The sequence below is a fragment of the Mucilaginibacter conchicola genome, from assembly GCF_003432115.1.
Classification (GTDB): domain Bacteria; phylum Bacteroidota; class Bacteroidia; order Sphingobacteriales; family Sphingobacteriaceae; genus Mucilaginibacter; species Mucilaginibacter conchicola.
On the sequence record NZ_QWDC01000003.1, the window covers coordinates 555,358 to 573,558 of the forward strand.

Annotated in this window: 23 protein-coding genes; 4 read left to right on the forward strand and 19 right to left on the reverse strand. The window is 46.8% G+C overall.

Going from position 1 to position 18,201, the window contains the following annotated elements; all coding sequences use genetic code 11:
• The 4 genes from D0C36_RS19145 to D0C36_RS19160 all read left to right on the forward strand — a co-directional run bounded on the left by D0C36_RS19145 (position 1) and on the right by D0C36_RS19160 (position 4,025).
• The gene (locus D0C36_RS19145) at positions 1-1,131 is read left to right on the forward strand and encodes a site-specific integrase (RefSeq protein WP_117393263.1); all 1,131 of its coding nucleotides are present in this window, start codon (positions 1-3) and stop codon (positions 1,129-1,131) included.
• Positions 1,132-1,362: 231 nt separating this feature from the next.
• Positions 1,363-1,821 (forward strand): MaoC family dehydratase, encoded by a 459-nt coding sequence (locus tag D0C36_RS19150; RefSeq protein ID WP_117393264.1) that lies wholly within the window; start codon positions 1,363-1,365, stop codon positions 1,819-1,821.
• Between the two features lie 37 nt (positions 1,822-1,858).
• Complete coding sequence (locus tag D0C36_RS19155) at positions 1,859-2,722, forward strand: DUF808 domain-containing protein (RefSeq protein ID WP_117393265.1); 864 nt, start codon at positions 1,859-1,861, stop codon at positions 2,720-2,722.
• Positions 2,723-2,912: 190 nt separating this feature from the next.
• The gene (locus D0C36_RS19160; RefSeq protein WP_117393266.1) at positions 2,913-4,025 is read left to right on the forward strand and encodes a Fic family protein; all 1,113 of its coding nucleotides are present in this window, start codon (positions 2,913-2,915) and stop codon (positions 4,023-4,025) included.
• A gap of 300 nt (positions 4,026-4,325) precedes the next feature.
• On the opposite strand, the gene D0C36_RS19165 is transcribed toward D0C36_RS19160, so the two are convergent.
• The 19 genes from D0C36_RS19165 to D0C36_RS19255 all read right to left on the reverse strand — a co-directional run bounded on the left by D0C36_RS19165 (position 4,326) and on the right by D0C36_RS19255 (position 18,197).
• A complete protein-coding gene (locus D0C36_RS19165) occupies positions 4,326-4,685 on the reverse strand; it encodes a helix-turn-helix domain-containing protein (protein ID WP_117393267.1) in 360 nt (119 codons plus the stop codon).
• Positions 4,686-4,937: 252 nt separating this feature from the next.
• The gene (locus D0C36_RS19170) at positions 4,938-5,171 is read right to left on the reverse strand and encodes a hypothetical protein (RefSeq protein ID WP_117393268.1); all 234 of its coding nucleotides are present in this window, start codon (positions 5,169-5,171) and stop codon (positions 4,938-4,940) included.
• Between the two features lie 43 nt (positions 5,172-5,214).
• Complete coding sequence (locus D0C36_RS19175; protein ID WP_117393269.1) at positions 5,215-5,685, reverse strand: PH domain-containing protein; 471 nt, start codon at positions 5,683-5,685, stop codon at positions 5,215-5,217.
• Complete coding sequence (locus tag D0C36_RS19180) at positions 5,669-6,265, reverse strand: hypothetical protein (RefSeq protein WP_117393270.1); 597 nt, start codon at positions 6,263-6,265, stop codon at positions 5,669-5,671. Before D0C36_RS19180 ends, D0C36_RS19175 begins: the two co-directional genes overlap by 17 nt.
• Positions 6,265-7,038, reverse strand: a complete 774-nt coding sequence (locus D0C36_RS19185) for a DUF4099 domain-containing protein (protein ID WP_117393271.1) — start codon at positions 7,036-7,038, stop codon at positions 6,265-6,267. Before D0C36_RS19185 ends, D0C36_RS19180 begins: the two co-directional genes overlap by 1 nt.
• A 1-nt stretch (position 7,039) precedes the next feature.
• Entirely contained in the window at positions 7,040-8,203 is a 1,164-nt protein-coding gene (locus D0C36_RS19190; RefSeq protein WP_117393272.1) for an ArdC family protein, read from the reverse strand.
• Positions 8,196-8,621 carry a M23 family metallopeptidase gene (locus D0C36_RS19195; RefSeq protein WP_158557148.1) on the reverse strand — a complete coding sequence of 142 codons (426 nt, stop codon included), beginning with the start codon at positions 8,619-8,621 and terminating at the stop codon, positions 8,196-8,198. The genes D0C36_RS19190 and D0C36_RS19195 overlap by 8 nt, the downstream gene beginning before the upstream one ends.
• On the reverse strand, positions 8,618-9,028 hold the full coding sequence (locus D0C36_RS19200) for a hypothetical protein (protein ID WP_117393274.1): 411 nt from the start codon (positions 9,026-9,028) through the stop codon (positions 8,618-8,620). The genes D0C36_RS19195 and D0C36_RS19200 overlap by 4 nt, the downstream gene beginning before the upstream one ends.
• On the reverse strand, positions 9,025-11,019 hold the full coding sequence (locus tag D0C36_RS19205) for a type IV secretion system DNA-binding domain-containing protein (protein ID WP_117393275.1): 1,995 nt from the start codon (positions 11,017-11,019) through the stop codon (positions 9,025-9,027). Before D0C36_RS19205 ends, D0C36_RS19200 begins: the two co-directional genes overlap by 4 nt.
• Positions 11,020-11,021: 2 nt before the next feature.
• The gene (locus D0C36_RS19210) at positions 11,022-11,237 is read right to left on the reverse strand and encodes a hypothetical protein (RefSeq protein WP_117393276.1); all 216 of its coding nucleotides are present in this window, start codon (positions 11,235-11,237) and stop codon (positions 11,022-11,024) included.
• 5 nt (positions 11,238-11,242) lie between these two features.
• The gene (locus D0C36_RS19215; RefSeq protein ID WP_117393277.1) at positions 11,243-12,028 is read right to left on the reverse strand and encodes a DUF4138 domain-containing protein; all 786 of its coding nucleotides are present in this window, start codon (positions 12,026-12,028) and stop codon (positions 11,243-11,245) included.
• Between the two features lie 60 nt (positions 12,029-12,088).
• On the reverse strand, positions 12,089-13,234 hold the full coding sequence (locus tag D0C36_RS19220) for a conjugative transposon protein TraM (RefSeq protein WP_117393278.1): 1,146 nt from the start codon (positions 13,232-13,234) through the stop codon (positions 12,089-12,091).
• Between the two features lie 5 nt (positions 13,235-13,239).
• Complete coding sequence (locus D0C36_RS19225) at positions 13,240-13,656, reverse strand: hypothetical protein (RefSeq protein ID WP_117393279.1); 417 nt, start codon at positions 13,654-13,656, stop codon at positions 13,240-13,242.
• Positions 13,634-14,248, reverse strand: coding sequence for a conjugative transposon protein TraK (gene traK, locus D0C36_RS19230; protein WP_117393280.1), 615 nt, complete (start codon positions 14,246-14,248; stop codon positions 13,634-13,636). The genes D0C36_RS19225 and traK overlap by 23 nt, the downstream gene beginning before the upstream one ends.
• Positions 14,249-14,266: 18 nt before the next feature.
• Positions 14,267-15,412 (reverse strand): plasmid transfer protein, encoded by a 1,146-nt coding sequence (locus tag D0C36_RS19235; RefSeq protein ID WP_117393281.1) that lies wholly within the window; start codon positions 15,410-15,412, stop codon positions 14,267-14,269.
• A complete protein-coding gene (locus D0C36_RS19240; RefSeq protein ID WP_117393282.1) occupies positions 15,412-16,191 on the reverse strand; it encodes a hypothetical protein in 780 nt (259 codons plus the stop codon). The genes D0C36_RS19235 and D0C36_RS19240 overlap by 1 nt, the downstream gene beginning before the upstream one ends.
• Positions 16,192-16,210: 19 nt before the next feature.
• Positions 16,211-16,876, reverse strand: coding sequence for a hypothetical protein (locus D0C36_RS19245; RefSeq protein WP_117393283.1), 666 nt, complete (start codon positions 16,874-16,876; stop codon positions 16,211-16,213).
• Positions 16,873-17,538: a hypothetical protein gene (locus D0C36_RS19250; protein WP_117393284.1), complete on the reverse strand. Its 666-nt coding sequence runs from the start codon at positions 17,536-17,538 to the stop codon at positions 16,873-16,875. Before D0C36_RS19250 ends, D0C36_RS19245 begins: the two co-directional genes overlap by 4 nt.
• A complete protein-coding gene (locus tag D0C36_RS19255; protein ID WP_117393285.1) occupies positions 17,535-18,197 on the reverse strand; it encodes a hypothetical protein in 663 nt (220 codons plus the stop codon). Before D0C36_RS19255 ends, D0C36_RS19250 begins: the two co-directional genes overlap by 4 nt.
• Positions 18,198-18,201 lie beyond the last annotated feature (4 nt).

Here is an 18,201-nt window from a genome sequence, read left to right on the forward strand (position 1 = left end):
ATGGCCAAAGTACACATCAGAAAGCGTGCATTATCAAATGATCGGCATTCCATTTACCTGGATTTTTCACCGCCTTTACGAAATAAGAAAACAGGCAAGCCTCAACGGTTTGAACGCCTGGATGTATTTCTGTATGACAAACCTTCTAATCATCTGGAACGCCGGCATAATTCCGAAACAATGGAACTGGTGGAAAATCTCAGGGCGAACAGGCTTTTAGATATACAGAATAGGAAATATGGGTTTATATCGGATCGTGACAGATCCGCTAACTTTGTCGACTTTTTTAAGCAATTCATTTGTTCCAAGACGAGATCAGAGTGTGACAACAATGCCATGTCCTATCGTTATTTTGTTGCTTTTGCCGGGCATGATGTGATATTCAATGATCTTGAGGAGTTTTTCTGCGAGGATTATAAGCACTTTCTGCTAAGTGGTCCAGGTATAAGTCGAAGGGGGCGCCCCATCAGTAGAAACACTGCAGCAAACTATTTTGCAAAATTCAGAAGCGCCCTCGAACGGGCATATAAAAAAGGGCTGATAACCACAGATCTTAAAAGTCAGGTCGATCCTATCAAGCTGAAGGAAACACATCGGGAACAACTGGAACTCGAAGAGTTTCAATCACTGGTTGATACGCCTTGTAAATCTGACCTTATCAAACGTGCTGCAATTTTTTCCGGTTTAACGGGCTTACGCTTCTCCGATGTCCAAACGCTTATATGGGGTGAAGTAAGAGGCGCTTCGGGTAAATATTATTTACAGTTTACGCAGGAAAAAACGGAAGGGGCGGAGATCTTGCCAATATCTGATCAGGCGGTCAAGATCCTGGGAAAACGCGGAGAACCTGGTCACCGTTGTTTTCATAATCTTCACTATTCAAGTCTTAAACCTTGTTTTAAAGACTGGATGCCGAGAGCCGGAATCGAAAAGAATATCACCTTCCACAGTTTCAGACATACTTTCGCTACGTTGCAATTGGAACTTGGAACAGAATTATTGACTGTGTCAAAAATGCTCGGTCACAAAAGCATAAAAACGACACTGATCTATACGAAAGTGAAAGATAAAATGAAGATCGAAGCGGCGGGAAGAATCCGGTTGAACCTTAAAAATATTAAAGCGATATAGGATTTATTATAATTGTTTAGAAGCATTGATTTAGAATAAATAGTATGTCTTCGGCAAACGCTTTGTATCTAAAGTTTATCCTTTATATAAATTTGATTTGAGGTTAATTATTCGTTGTCAGAAATACGTAGAAACTAATTGCTGTAATTTTATTATTCAATACAAAGCAATGATCAACGAAGATAATTCTAAGATCTAACAACATTGACGGTTGTTTCGTGTTCCTCGGTTATGATTATTATCAACAATTTTGAAGAGTACCAGTCCTATGCCGGTAAAGACCTCGGGGTATCAGATTGGCATACCATCGATCAGGAACAGATCAACCGCTTCGCTGATGCAACACTTGACCACCAATGGATACATACCGATCCACAAAAAGCCGCAGAGCAGGGAGCGTTCAAATCAACGATCGCACACGGCTATTTGACCTTGTCACTGATCCCTTACCTATGGAAACAGATCGCTGAGATCCGCAATATAAAAATGGAGATCAACTACGGTGTAGAGCGGCTCAAGTTCGGACAGCCGGTTTTGGTAAATGACGCCGTGCAGCTTCAGGCCAAACTGCATTCCATTGTTAACCTGCGCGGCGTAGCTAAAGTAGTTATAGAGGCAACACTCCATATCAAAGGGCAAAATAAACCCGCTTACAATGGTGATGTGGTATTTTTATATCATTTCGAGTAACCTGAGTTTAAATATTAACGCCCTTCTTTAGATAAACATGGCATCAGGATTTTTTGCACTGATAGATGACATCACCGCCCTGATGGATGATGTAGCGATAACAACGAAGATAGCCGCAAGAAAAACAGCGGGAATACTCGGTGATGACCTCGCCGTGAATGCCGAAAAAGCCACCGGCTTCATGGCCTCCAGGGAACTCCCTGTACTCTGGTCCATCACCAAAGGATCTTTGCTCAATAAGGTTATCATTGTCCCCGCAGCATTGTTGCTGAATGCCTTCCTGCCTGTCTCCATCACTGTGATCCTGATATTGGGAGGCTTCTACTTAGCCTATGAAGGCGTCGAGAAAATATTTCACTATTTATTTCACCGGGAGAAGAGCGGACATGAAATGCTGGCTGAACGATCTGCCGGTGACGAACAAGCCGCCGAGAAATCAAAGATCCGCTCAGCGGTAACGACAGATTTTATTCTTTCGGTAGAGATCGTCATCATAGCACTTGGCGAGGTCACCGCCGAGCAGATCCTGATACAGGTGATCACCGTATCCATCGTTGCATTGCTCGCGACTATCGGCGTTTACGGCCTGGTTGCCATTCTTGTCCGTTTGGATGACATAGGCTATCGGTTGATCAAGTCATCAAATAATAAAGGCTTGATGACAATGATCGGCAAAGGTTTGGTAAAAGCCTTGCCAATTATCATACGGATACTGACCGTTGCAGGTACGGCCGCGCTTTTATTAGTTTCAGGCGGCATATTTGCACATAAGATTCCTTATCTGCATCACTTTCTTCCCGATCTGATTACTGTTTTGCGCGAGTTTTTGTTTGGCATTGCAGCAGGTCTGATCGCACTTGGTTCCATCTGGGCGGCAAGAAAAATGTTTTCGAAAGTCTAAGCATAAGTAAACATATCGAAAATGCTAACTTCTCCGATCATATGCCTTTCAAGCCAGCTATCTGAATTTTGACCTTCAGGCATAACCCTGGAGCTTTGATATTGATTACCGTCAATATCCGGAACGATTCAAAACTATAAAGTTCACCTTGCGGAGAATACTGTTATATTTACCGCAATATTTGCGTCGAATGTATATCTATCAACAAAATAAATGGCCGGAATTCATCTGGGACTCTAATGCCTTATTAGTTAGATTAGGAGAGGTGCGCCATCATCAGGGGAAAATTTTGGGGTTGATGAGCCAGGCGGGGTTCAAACTTCAGGAAGAAACCTTGCTTGATACCCTCACTCTTGACGTAACAAAATCCAGCGAGATAGAAGGAGAGAAGTTGAATACTGATCAGGTCCGCTCATCTATTGCCCGTCGTTTGGGCATTGAGCAGGCAGGTATGGTGACCGCTGATAGAAATGTTGATGGTGTGGTAGAGATGATGTTGGATGCGACACAGAATTATAAGAGTGTATTAAACGAAGACCGATTGTATGCCTGGCATGCGGCATTATTTCCAACTGGGCGGAGTGGCATGCATAAGATAACGGTTGGTAACTGGAGGTCAGAAGAGGCCGGGCCTATGCGAGTTGTTTCCGGGGCGATGGGAAAAGAAAAAATACATTTTGAAGCACCTGGCTCAGATCTTTTACCAGCAGAGATGGAAATGTTCCTGAAGTGGTTTAATGAAGAGGATAAGATCGACCCTGTTATTAAAGCTGGTATTGCACATCTATGGTTCGTTACTGTTCACCCCTTCGACGATGGAAACGGGCGTATCACAAGGGCATTAACTGATCTTTTACTGGCCCGTGCCGATGGTACCAGTCAGCGTTTTTACAGCATGTCTGCTCAAATACTTAGAGAAAGAAATAGCTATTATGATATACTAGAGAATACTCAGAAAGGCGGACTTGATGTCACTCCGTGGCTGAACTGGTTTTTGGACTGTTTGTTCAATGCCATGCAGCATACTGAAGTAGTCCTGAAATCGGTATCCTTACGTAACAGATTCTGGGAAAAGCACAGGAGGACTTCATTAAACGAACGTCAGCAAAAAATGCTGCATATATTATTGGACGACTTTTTCGGGAGTTTAACTACTGTTAAATGGGGCAAGATTGCTCGTTGTTCAGCTGATACAGCTTTGAGAGACATCAACGATCTTATCGAGAAAGGGATTTTGGGGAAAGAAGCAGGCGGTAGTAAAAATACCACCTATCGTTTGTTCGTTGGTGATGACCATCTTTAAAATTCTTTTTGTGATTTTAAACGGTGATCTCTGTTAACGTCCTATTCGAACCTTAAAGACTTTGCGTTTTTATAAATGGGAAGCGCCTTTTAAGACGAGAATTGATAAATACTTTGAATTACAAGATCGACGGAAGTCGTTTTACTGTTAGATATACAGGTGGCGGCGCCGGTGGTTTGAGATCCATCGATAAAGTTGAACTGAAACGTTAGATATCGGTTTACGCGTTTGCTATCTCATAAAAAAGTTATGCTGGGATAAGCCTTTACACGCTTAGTGTAAAGGCATAGTTATTTACTATCAATATTCATCCAGTTTGTGCGGTTTATATGCATTGTGGCGACGCATATCACTAATCGCTTTAATGGGAATTTCAGTTAGTGTTTTCTTCCTTCCGCCTCTGATCCAATCGATCAGTTCTGTGCGGTTGAAGTATAGCCTTTTCCCCGGCTTACTTACTGGTATCTCGTTTCTGCTGACCCTGGTATAAAGGGAAGCCACAGATATCTTTAAAAACTGTGCTGCTTCCTGTACATTCATCAGTTCATTTTCTTCTTCGTTTTTGGGTTGCAGGTTAATTACGAGTGATTCTACCTGTTCCAGTTTTTCAAAAAGAAGACGCACTACTTCCGGCAGTTCATTGAAATTAAATGGATCCATATCTAAAAAATAAATAAGTCATTGTTGAGGCGTTTGAGATCGACAGGAGATGACCCTGATCCCAAATTAATGATGGATGAGTATTAAATCAAATGCAATTATAAAAGGGAGGCTACTTCAGAATAACAAAATATCGGTTCGTAATAAAAATCCCCGAACACTTGCTGCCGGGGATTTTAACCTAAACCTTATCACAAATACTTAGCGAACTGGTTGTTCTCTAAGTATTTGTGCAATATATAATTTTTCTGATCAGCGGCGAAGCGAGCCCCTTTCTTTGGCGCGCATATATTCATTGAACATGCGTTCGTGATAGCGTTTTTCTGCTTCCCTTTTGTTGCGCCTTGAGGCGATCACAAAAAACAGTACCCATATCCCGAAGGCAATGCCGAAGCATGGGAAAGGATTTTTTGCAGCCAGTGCACCCCAAAATGCAAAGGTGGATATCACACTGCAGGTCAGGAAAAGAGTTACATTCTTGCTCATTTCTGATTTGCTATTTTAAATATACTAATAAAATTAGTAGTTATCAAGCTCTTTGATTAATTAATCTAATAGTATTTTTATTCTGCCGAGCGGTGTTTACGCGTTCGCGAATGGTCGCTATCAGGTCAGAACGGGGGATGCCCGTGAACTTCAATACCGGGGTTTCCGGGTCTGTGCTTTTAAGGGTAACGTTCATCAGTTTCAATACTTGCAGCCCGATGGGTTGTATGATGACGTAATCTTTTATACTGTACATTTTCAATTCGTCGCTACGTTTGAAGAAAATGCCACTCTTGGTCCGTATGGTCTCTGCGCCGATGAGATAATGGTTACTTCGGATCCATAGCAGCCTGTAACAGGCGATGCAAAGGATAGTCAGACTAAAAAGAACGAAACAGGCTGAGCTGTACCAGGCGAGCAGGAGGAATATCAGTGAAAGTGCAATAAGATGCAGGTTCTTCAATACAGCAAAACTGACTGCCGGTCGCAGACTAATGTCATGATATGTTTTCATAGCGGAGCTGGTCTAAAAATGTGTTGAATCTTCCTGGCTTTTGGGTTCGAATGCCACTTCTCAGAGATGCGGCTTTTTCAAAGACATTAAGGCTGAGCTTTTCTGGAGTCAGCTCGATAGCCGATCCGTTCGGCAGCAGTAGCTGAACACTGTTTTTATGCCAGACCGCCCTGAGCGGTTTTTCCCTGATGCCGGCCGCGATAATTATGTCATTCAGCCTGCCGCAAACGTCATTAGAGAAAACCAGTGTGATCTTTCTTTTCAGACAGTATTTAGCTATCCAGCGAAGCTGTTCAGGGTGCGGCCGAAGGCCGACTGCTATGAAGGACAATCTGGCTTCAGCGGGATGGCGCCAGGCATTTACCGCCATATAAGCGACCGCCTCCATTGCGCATGAAGTGATAATGAGCTCGGTAGAAGGATAGTTGCCGTGCATCCACAGATCCCGAGTTACAGGCACAATATGGTAGTCCGGGCCGAAGACCTCCAATTCGTTGCCGTACGTAAATCGCCGTTCATTGATATCGAAATAAGCCTGGAGTTCCGGGGAAACTCCAAGCTTTTTAAGAAACGGAAACATCAGCGGGAGTAACGGTTCTTTTCGAAGCGGATATGCGAATTATCCGCCACCGGCCGCTGATTTTCGACATCCGCCATAGCACTATGATAGCCGGGGCTGAGTTTTTTGCTTTCTTTAGGATCATGCTTTTTTCCAAAAGCGGCATTCAGCGCCTGATAGACCATAAAGGAAAGTCCGCCGTCCACAAGCACAGAAGCGATCAGTGCCAGCCTGTTTGAGCGGATGCCCTGGCTGTCGGTGCCCGAATAGTTCAGTATGGTGCCGTCAGCAAGCTTTACTTCTTTACCTTTACGATAAGCTTCCTTTTGCGCAGGGGTAAGGAACTCGCTGTTGATCATGTCCGGGACAAGGATCTTCTCCGTATCCGATACGATGAATTCCCGTGTCTCTGCATCATATTCCACAAGGACCTCTTTTTTATTTCCCTTGTCATCAACAGTGATTTTTAACAGACTGGCTACTTCGCCTTTTTCCAGCTGTTTCGCCTCGTTATCGTCGAGGAAATCGGGTGTGGCGGGTTTCCTGTATATGGGGTGGATCAGCAGGTCTGCCTTTCCGTTCTCATTCCTGCGAAGAGAGATTTTTGCATGTATCGATTTTATCTTGATACTCTCCGTTTCCAAATTTTCCAGATGCAGCATATCAGTGCGGCGACCTGAAAGGAGGGCTTTCAGGTCGTTTACATTCAGCAGCATTTGCCCGCCAGCGGCCAGTCCGATCGTCTCCAGTTCATCGACAGGAAGTTCGCTTTCTTTAAAACTGATTATATTCATATTACCTGCCTATTTTGTTGGTTTGTTGTTGCTCCTCATTAACCTGGAGTTCCTCGCGCTGGCCGTTATATTTTGCGTCGACCAGTGACTGGTACAGGCCATCCTGCCGGGTAAGTTTGAATTTGCCGCCTTCCGTACTTTCAACAGTAAAGTTTCTCCCTTTTTTGTCGAGCACTTTGTAGGTATCGTTATTATAGGCAATTTCATCCCCTTTTTTTAATACCTGATCCGGTTGGCGTGTCTGTTTGAGTTCCTGTTTCTGACCTATGCTCATCATAAAATCAAAAATCTTCTGGGCGTCAGCAGAGGCCCTGAACAATTCAAATGGCTCATCTTTCAGAATCTTGACCCAGCTGTTCACGTAAGCGGCATGCTGTCCGAAATTATGCCCGATCTTCAGCTCGCTTCCCAACATCAGCGAAGCAATTTCTGCACGAAGTTCTTCTCTTGCATAGGCCTCTGATCCGAATTTGCCATCCATAGGACGGTTCAGTCTGCTCTCATGGCCTGACCAATGTCCAACTTCATGCAGTGCTACCGCATAGTATTGTGTTTCGTTCTCGAACTGCTCCTTTGAAGGTAGCTGGATCTCATCGCTTTTTTTATTGTAGAATGCTTCATTCCCACCATGATGGATGATTGCGCCACTGTCTTGCAGCATCTGTTCGGCTTTTTCCACGGGTTGCCAGGATTGTTCGGCAGCTTTTTCCTGAAGGTGTTCCGCAAGGGGAGGAATGCCTCTGATCTGTTCCGCATTAAATACCCATGCATTAGTGATCATTGGCTTATCCAGCTCTATGGTTCTGGTCTGTGTTTTGCCGTTTTCATCAAGGATCTTTTCTCCGGAAATGCCGTCACGGATGGCCTGAATGTCCGTGGTTTTGACAAAATTGATCATCGTTGCCTTAGCACCTTTTTCAACCTGGTATCCGGCAAAGTCAGCTTGTTTCAATGTCATCCAGCGGGGATCTGTATGTCCCTGCATGGCCAGCCAAAGGGCATTCATACCCCGGTAGTTCTTACCGGTAGTAGGGTTGAGCGGAATGGAGAATGCCGGTGCATCAGAATCCTTCCATGGTTTCTGAAATACGGATGTACCCGCCTTCAACTCTTCGATCAGCCGGGCGGCGATTTGCTCATGGAGCGGTTTAAAGTTTTTACTCATGATATTTGTTATTGATTAATTTGAAAATGAATGCAAGGGGTTCAACCCAGCGATTTCCCGAACGGATCGAAAAATGCAGATGTTCAGCAGTTACCCGACCGGTCTTTCCGGTGATACCGATGGCTTCTCCCGCTGATAAGTCGGCTCCAGGGAAAGCCAGCACTCGGCTCAGATGCCCGTAAACAGTACTGAATCCCTGATGCCGGATCACGACATGGATACCAAGCGCCCTGTCGTAAGCGACTATGCTGAGTCGTCCGTCGGCGACGGCGTACACTGTATCGGATCTCGCGCGCAGGTCAATGCCGTTGTGAAAACTGTAAAGGCCGGTTAAAAGGTGTTTCCGCTGACCGAAGGGAGAAGTAATGTGCAGGCTATAAAGTGGCAGGCATATCAGACAGAGTGCAAGCGCTTTCACCGGCCGACGTAACGATTGCTGCGAAGGCCCAGACTTTCTTCGGCAGATATGAGAGTTGCCGGCCATATTCCGGGATTATCGCGGGCGATCTGCAGGGCGTTCCAGATGTCAGTGCTTCTTCCCTTATCCTGCAGCATGGCGATCTTGAACAGGTCTTTATAATCATTCAGGGTTGCCGCATTTGTTTGGGCTTTATCCGGGCAAAATATTTTTTCACGGTCTTTAAGCAGAAAGATCGCATCGGTAGGATAAACGGCCTCTGCTTCATCTGTAAAGCGTACATATACCTCGTTCTCCGGTCTGTCTACATAGGTGATAAAGCCGATATGGCCTTCTCGTCCTGCGGGATGATCTTCCAGGTTCGGGTGCACCAGCACCAGCGTACCCAGCAATTCCTGATCTGTCATTTTGTTTTGATGTTTGATGCGTTTTTCGGCGGCGGTTTGAATAATGCCACCATGTCTTCAATCTCCTGTCCGATACGGTCGAAATTCTCCCGAAGTACCTCATTACGGCGACCTTTGAAATCATAATAAGCGGGAAGAGGGCGGTAGTTCTTTTCTTCGGCTTTTATATCCGCCATATCCAGGTTGATCCGGCAATTGACAGCAGAGGTGTCGAACTGCCCTGTGAATTTTTCCTGTGCATCGGCTGCGATCATACCCACCATTTCACCTGCATTCAGCGAGGCTATCTTACCAGCGGGTATAAGTACTTCCAGTTTCTCATTAAGCGAGGTGGAGGTCTTTGCCCGGTCTATGGACAGTCCTTCACCGATCTGTTTAGATTTACCGAAGAGCCGCTCCAGCCACTCGAGCGTTTCCTTATTACGCACCGACCCGGACAGTACGTTGCCGACCACCGAGGTGATCGTTGCGGCGGTATCTTTTCCGTACTGCTGGTTAAACTGCGGCAGTTCCTGCAGACCCATCAGTACAGCGACCTTATTGCTCCGGGCTGTTGCGATCAGGTTTTCCACCTTATGCACAAACAGTGTGGGTACTTCATCGACAATCAGTGCGGAAGGGAGGTTGCCCTTGGTATTGATCAGTTTTGTCAGCCGGTTAATAACGATCGAGTAACAGGCGGAATTGATGTTCTGCGTATTGGGGTCGTTGGCCAGCACCAACATCCCCGGATTTTCTTTTGATGATATTTTCAGATCGAAATCATCACCCGAGAATACCCAATAGGTTTCTTTGGTCGCGAGCCGGCTGATAAAGATCTTAAGCGTGCCTATCTGTCCCTCGAGCTGGTCAAAAGCCTTTGCGTTGTATGCGCTCATAAAGGGGGACATCAGAGACCTGAGTTCCCCCTCCGATACCAGGACATTAAAGATCTCCTCGTAAGAACGGTTCAGCATGGCCAGTACATGCGGCAGACTTGAATATTTGCCACCGGCGTACTTGCTTAGAAAATAGATACATGATGCAAGGAAGTTGATCGCCGACTGGGTAAAAAACTGGTCGCTGCCACCTGAACGGTCACCCTTTTTCAGTGCTTCTACCAGTGCTTCGGCGGTTTCGGCTGCGTCTGCGAGTGTCCGGATATAATCCGCACGCCATGGATTGATGCGCCTGCTTTTCTCAGGATCATCAAGATTCAGCACGTGGAATTTAAACTCCTTCAGCTTGCCGGAATGCTTTGCTAACAGGTAATGGTAATACGCGATCTGACCCAGATCCGGGAATTTGAAATCATAGAGACATACCGCAAACTCTTTCGCGATCAGCTGCCTGATGAAAGGATTTACGATGGAAAAGCTTTTTCCGGATCCGGGTGTACCGATGACAATCGTGCCCCGGAATACATTACAGATATTGATCCAGCCTGAACGTGTCCGTTTCCCGAAATAAAAAAGCATGGGGATGTTGACCGAGTAGGGTGTTTCTACCTTTTTGACAGGCTGCATAAAGCTTTCTGCTTCGGTATTCCATTTGTCTTTTCCCAGTCCGGAACTAATCATTTTTGAGATATTATCCATGGATATACTGCAGACAAAAGCGCCCGAAAAAGAACAGACCAGGTAGCCCAGATCCCACCAGGTAGTATAAGAGAAAACAATTGGCGAAGACCGTCCGCGGAACAGCAGGCATCCGAAAAACAGGATAAGGCCAATGGCGAGGGGGATGATGATCTGTTTTTTGGGGTTTACTTCTGTATCCTTTTTAGATAGTGTCCCGATACTTACCAGACATATAAGACCTAAAGTGCAAAGTTTGCTGGATAGCATCGAGCTGTAGATCCCCATATGACTGAGTCTTTCCAGCGGGAGAAAAAAAATGCCCCATATCGGGGCATTTAGATAAATGAATATAGCGGCATCCAGCAAAATAGACAGGTAGATACCGCATTGCAGAAAGCCATGCAGTTTCTGCTGCTCACGTGTTTCCTCCATCCTTATTCCTCCTGTAAATAGTTAGCGATCATTCCGATGATCTCACAGCGGAGGAACCTGTCATCTTCGTCCAGCCCTGTCAGGAGCGGCGCGCAAAGTTCCTGCATATTAGTGAGTTCATAGTGTAAAATACCATGACTTACGAAGCGGTAGTATACTTTGGGAAATTCCTGTTCCAGCACGATTTTTAGATAACCACAGGCTGTCAGGTTTGTCATAATATTCAGTTTGGAAGTGTATCGGCGTCAAGGATATCCTGCCATTTTATTTTGAGGATCAGTACGCGGCCGGATACCTGCTTTTCGCTGAGTTCAGCAAGCATTACTTTATTGCCGGAAAAGCTTAGTTTTTTAAATACGAAGATGTTCCGGTAGCTTTTGGAGAACACGGGTGTCTTAAAAAGCATAAGCACCGGTTTCAGCTCGAAGGATTGGACATTTGAGGCTTTCGTTACCTTTCTGTCGTCTACCCGAAAACGGAGCTCATCGATCTCATACCGGAGCCTGGTATTGTTCTTATAGCTGATATCCAGAAAAAGATAATCGCCTGCGGTGTATACGTGATTTAGTTGCCCGGTCAGGCCGAAAGCCTTTTCTTTTTCAAGGTGTTTTTCCGGTTTGCGCGAGATCAGGTTCAGTGCCATAGATCTGAGCTGGTTTTCAGAAAAACCGATGCCTGAGATATCTAAGGGCCTTGTATCGGAGGGACTGATCTCAATCTGCGAAGGACCGGCGCTATCGCTGCGAACAATCCGATATTGAGCGATAAACTTTTCACCGGCGATGGTCACGATAGCGCCTGTAAAGGCAGAAGCTGAATCTTTGATCCTCAGCCGGAATACGTTTTTCAGAGGAAGATCCCCGGCAAGTGTCCTGGCAGAAATATCCGCGTATTGTATCGGTTCGGGAGAAATAAAATGAATGGTCTGATTTTTTGTGATGGTGACGGCCGGTTGCGCTAACAGAAAGTTCGGACACAGTGCGGCCAGATAAAAAAGAAACTTTTTCATGATCGGTTCAATGAATAATGGTTATGGAAATGATGCCGGAAAGGAAATCCGGCGCAGGGTTCAGTACGACTGCTGCGTATTCTGCAGTGCTTCGGTATCGATCAGGTAGATGAATGAGTTGTATTTCATCTTCGCCTTGTTCTTACGTATTACACTTGCGATCGCGGAAGATGTGGATTGAAAAAGCTTATCCACTGAGCTCATGAGGAACTGGCTTCCGCCGGTTCCCCCGTCGATGGTGACGCCCTGTACGGAACTGCTTCCGAGATCTTTTGTAAACTCGCGGAACGCGGATGACGGTACGTACAGGCCGGGCAGGCCGTCAAGGTCATAAAGATCAAGCTTCACCGGCAGGATACGTCCTTCCGAAAGGATGGTATTGACCGACAGGGTTACCCGCTGTTCAGAGAATCCGGTGATCTGCGCAAAAAGGAATGTTCCCCTTGGAATGCGGAAGCCACCGGCTCTTAAGTCTTCGAGCAGTTTGATCCGGAGTCTTGAACCGGCATATCCAGTAATATTTTCATCAATAACGGCGGAGATAAAGCTGTCATTTCCCGCAGGTCTGACGGTGTTGAAGTCTGCTGCTGCCTCTTGTGAACGTGTAACGGTCAGCTTTTTTTCGGATGATCTTTGTAATGCCGCTTTTTCCGCACTGATCTTTTTCTGTTTCGCCGCTTTATATTCCGGATCATTCTCGCGGTTCAGACTGTCCATGTAGGCCATCTGCATTTTTAATAGATCCATAGGGTCGCGCTCTTTTGCCGGGGGATTATGGCTCCTCGGCGGCTCTTTGCGCTGTAACCTGTTCAGCTGTGCGGCAAGCTGCTGCTCGTTCCCGGAGACATCCGGGGCATTGAATTTTGCTTTCATTGCGTGGTCAACTGAGTCAAGCATACGTTTTTCATCGCCGGTATAGCTGTCTTTAAAAGTCAGGTTGCTGCTGGTTTCCTTTGGAATGATATTGACCGCTGAATAACCGTCGGCATCTTTATAAGTGTTGCGATAGGCATCGAGTTTGTCATCGAGTTCTTTCTTCCTTACCCCCGATGAGACCTCGCCGACGCTGCCTTTCAGTCCTTCCTGCTGTTGTGCTGCTGTCTCAGGTTTACTGAATGTGCTTTGCCAGACATAAAAGAAGAGGCACAGAAAAGGCAGCGCAAGCAATGGCAGCACATATTTGGGCTGTTTAAAATTGATGTTCATAATAATTACTTTGTGATTTTTTGTATTTGCTCCAGCCGGTTGAGCACGCTGTTCAACCGCAGGCTGTCTGCAGTACTGAGTTGTTTTTTTGCGGTAAGGCTGTCGACTACTCGTTTCAGCCGGATCGTTTCATTCAGCTTTTCCGCTGTTTCGGCGATCCTGCTGAAACCGTCGGAGATCACCTCTGGCTGGTGTTTGTAATGAACGCTGACAGGTTGGTCATGCTGCCGGAAAGCGGTAAATGACAGCACAACGGAAAGGAACAGCATCATCAGCATCAGTGCGAAGAAAACTTTCGGGCGTTTATGGATCAGTTTTTTTGCCGCAGCTAGTAGTCCCGACAGCCGGGGTTTGAATTCCCGGCACAGCTCGCTAAACAGCGTATCCCTTGGATCGCGGTTAGAATGAATTTTTCTCCACATCTTCCAGGTCTTTGTTTTCAAGGGTTTTCCAGCCGGTGATCAGTACACCGTGCGGATTATTATCACTGCGGGGGATATCTTTCAGATAACCCTCAGTAATGAGAGAGCGTACTACGGTAGAGCTGCGGCGGTCGATCTTTAATTTGCCGTAGTACCTGAAATAATGCCGGGACATATCCACCGCAATGGAATCCGTTTCGAGGGTGAGCACGGAACTCGAGGAGAGGATGGAGTTAAAGAAACCTTTTTCTTTGAGATCGTTGTACTGTTGCATCCCGGATTCATCGATCAGGTACATAGCCTTCTTCATCTGGTATTCCATATAATGATCATCCGGCGTCAGGGAAAAAAAGAAAGAATGAAAAAGGTCCACATGCGCACGGTACTCAGCGGGCCTGTTCATTTGCATATCCGTTTGTTTGGCAAGGATCGGTACAGATTTATCGAGAATATAGATGCTTTTGTGAGCGTTCGACACCAGATGGTAAGCATAATAGCTGTTGATACCGACGATCAGGAGCGAAGTAAGAAGGCTTCCTGCCGAAATGAAGAAGGCCAGCCTGATCCTGGCTTCAATGTTTTTAATGATCATAGTTATTATGGTTATGGATTAAAAGAAGCTGCCGGCCACCTTACGGGCGGTAGCGGTTACCGTTCCGGCGCTGCGGCCAAAGGTGGATGAGGCGGAACTGATGCCGGAAGTGGAGATGATCCAGGTAGAGATACTGGGCACCGTGAACATACAGATCGCCCCGATCAGAAATACGATGATAACGGTTCCGAAGGACAGCACACCATTTCCGGCAAACCATGCCATTTTTTCCAGATTGGCCCCCATTCCGTTCTCACCGACCAGCTCTTTGTACTTGCTGATCTCAGACTTCAGGGCATATTCCTGCATCAGTCCGCACAGGTACATGATCAGATAGGCGATCCCGGAATACAGGTTAACGGAAATAAAACGGGCTATCCAGGTACTGAAACTGTCGCGGAATGCGGGCAAAATACTGGCCGCTACTGCGAAAGGCCCGAGAATGATCAGGATCGAGGAGTAGATGATCTGCAGCATGAAAATGATATAAACAGCTATACGCAACACCCATATGCCTGTGAGTTCCAGCATCTGGGTAAAGAGCAGCTGCATGCCGACCGTCAGCCGGTTCTTTAGTTCCAGCAGGGGAGACACTACCGTGCTGATCCCTTCTTTAACTGTGCTGCTCACAGAGTTCCAGGCCTGCCCGTACCAGGTATCACTTTCCTTTGCCGCGACCTCTGTCTGTGCCTGATAAGTATAAAGGGAATTGGCAACCGCCAGCATCAGCTGTGCACGGTTGAGGCGGAGATTGTTTACGATCGTCTGTTCGCTGTTGAACATCTGTTCTGTCTGGTTGGCCACCAGGTCAGTGGGAAATGCAAGTACTCTAACGAAGATACCCCACCAGAGGATCACCATGGCCAGTCCGAAGGGCCGCATAAGGGGCATGACCTCCAGTTTTTTATCCCCTGCCATCATTTCGTAAGATCTTATCGCAAAGAAGATGATCATAAAGATCGCGGCCAGTGCTTTGGCATCGGTTATGAAAAGGTCAAAATGTGTCCAGACGGATTCCTTAAGATCTTTAAGAAAAACCATTACGCCGGTCTCATAGACACCGTCCCCCTGCAGGTATTCAAGTGTTTTATCGTTACCCGTTCCGGCGAGGGCTGCCGTCATCCCTGATGAGAGGAGCAATAAAAGCAATATTATTTTTTTCATTATTGTACATGCTTTAATACCTCTTTAGCGATCTGAATATCCGTCTGCGGTGTCCACACAGGAACTGTTGCCGTGCCGGTGTTTAACTGTCGCTGCTGTCTTTCCATCTCCATCGTCATTTTGCAGGAAGCTGTACGGGTAGCCCATACCCCGGACAAGGTCCGGTATTCGTTGAGCATTCTGTAATAGGCCATAATGCGGGAACCCCGTTCCATATCAATTGTATGGGCGGCTTCGATCCGCTCTTTCAGGCGGTCGAGTTCATTGTTGTACCAGTCATATATACCATCTGACAGAAGCCTTGATCTGACCTGCGGATCCAGCCCGCCGAGAATGGAGGATACGGAATGTTCCAGCACCGGTTTAAATTCCCGGCTGTAATAAAGCGCCCACAGCGGGTCTGCGGCGGTGATCAGCCCTGACTGATCAGCAATTTCGGAAACGGCAGTGTTCCGGATGGTATCAGATTCCTGTTTATAACGGTAGTCGATCCCGTTCATGGTTCCGACAAGGGCGAGACGCTGTGTCTGCGGACCGTTCGCGCTCAGCGGACGGAGGTCTTTCTTATGATAGTTAGGATAAAAGAAACCCCAGGTTAGCCAGTACCAGGGGTTAAGCCCGAGAAATCCGGAGGTGGGGGTGAATTTATTCTGATCCCATTGCTTGTAAACCATACGTTCCTGCTGGTAACGGATGCTTTTATCAGCGACAACAGATTGTGCGAAGGATACCGCTGTGCTGTACAGCACAGCCAGCATAAAAAAGATCGTTTTTTTCATAAATTATAAAGTTTTGAATTTAGCGCCTGAGGTATTTTGCCTGAAGAATGATCTGTTCGACATACAGACGGTCACGGTTGATAAAGGCAGAAAAAGGATTGAGTGATGCGATTATGCCGCGCTGCTTAGCCCAGTACATGGCTTTCCAGGCACCGTAGGCAAGTCCGTCAAGGATCTGCAGGTGTTGAGTTACCTTTCGCAGGAGTTCGTCTCGGGCAGCGTAGTCAGCGAGTACATTTTTTCCTTCTTTGAGGACGAAACCCGAAACATCACTGAGCAGCGCCACCGCCCGTGTTTTCATTTCCGAAGAGATGTTACCGGCGAATAGCAGGAGAGCAGGGTCATCTTTTGCCAGCGCCAGGGCCTGAACGATGTAGCTGTTCATATCGGCGATGATCAGCGCCATGTTTTTTAATTCCAGCCCGTTTTTAAGGGCTGAATTTACATTGGACAGTGCATTATAGATCATGGTTTGGGCAAGCACAACACTACCCGTATTGGTATTGAGATCGTTAAGGTTCCCGCTGATGTTTTGCAGATAATTAGCGTGAGTCAATTCAGCTAAACTCCGGGCAGCCCCGTTTTCGCTCACTGCGACAGCGTGCCGGGTATCGATAACATATTCCTGTGCACGAACCGGTAAGAGAAAGGCGGCGGAAAACAGGAACGCAAGCAGTTTTTTCATTTTCGGATGTATTTGGCATTACGGATGATCTCAGCGGCGATATCTTTGTCGGCATCAATGAAATTCTGAAAAGGATTGGCCCCTCGTATGAGGTTTGAAAGCCCCGCGTTCTGCATCATGCCGAGCATGTTGCCCGACAGGTCCTGAATAGTACTGAGCTCCGAAAGAACGAAATCGAACAGCAGCTTCCGGTCAGAGGGTTTCATCTGGTTAATGTCTCCTATCGACAGTGTGAGCCCTGCGACATACGTAAGAAGACTCCGGGCCTTTACTGCAAACTGTATGGCAGCAGGATAACCGATCGCGGCAAGTGCCGGGTTGCGCTCTGCCATTTCGACGATCTGCCGTTCATTACTGATGATCCTGCTAACCATCGGAGATCCGTAAAAGCCGATCTGTGCAGCATCGATAGCAGTACCCAGTGTATTGTACCGCTGTTGTATCGTGCGATATACCGCTTTTAGTCTGGCGAGCTGAGTGAGGTTCGCCTGTTCGTTTGCGGTATTAAGGGCCTGCTGGTTCTTAGCTTTGGCCTGTAGTTTGTTCTCCGAGATCGATTCACTGACCAGCTGATGTATTCCGATAATATTGATCGTATTGCGCTGGCAGATCCCGGATAATGAGAATAGTGTCATGCAAAGCAAAAGAATTACAGTTTTCATCGTTTCAGATATTTGGCATTAGTGATCACTTCATTGGCGATCCGGGCATCATTGTTCTGCCATTCTGACCATGGGTTCAGTGAGCGGAACAGGCCGTTCAGTTTTGCCCAGTACATTGCCCTGTTCATTCCGTAAGCGATACCGCGCAGGATGCGAAGCTGTTCGGCGATATGGTTAAGCAGTTTTCCCCGCTCTCCGGAATCCATCAGGTTTTTGCTGCCGCCTTTGAGGACGAATGCGCTTACATCTGTCGCAAGCATAGCAGCCCGGGCCTGAAAGTCTCTTGCGCCCTGTTCCGCAAAAAGCAGCAGGGCAGGGTTGGATCGTGCGATCTGCATGGCGCTGCCGACATCTTTGGCGATATCACTGCCGCAGTCCGCGATTTCACGGATCGTGTTGAGGCTGCTGATCACGCCTGCCACCTCGCTCAGTCCGGTATATATCCTGTTCTGCAGGTCATTGATGACGAGCAGCTGCCCGCTGACGGCCAGCTGCTCCTTCTGGATCAGGCTGAGCCGTTCATTGGTCGTATTCAGCTGTCCGTTGATGATGCCTGAGTTGACGGCGATGGCACCGGTCACGGCAGGATCGAATACAAGTTCCTGACCGAAGCATGCAACGGAGATCAGCGAGGATAATAAGATCAAAAGATATTTCATAAGC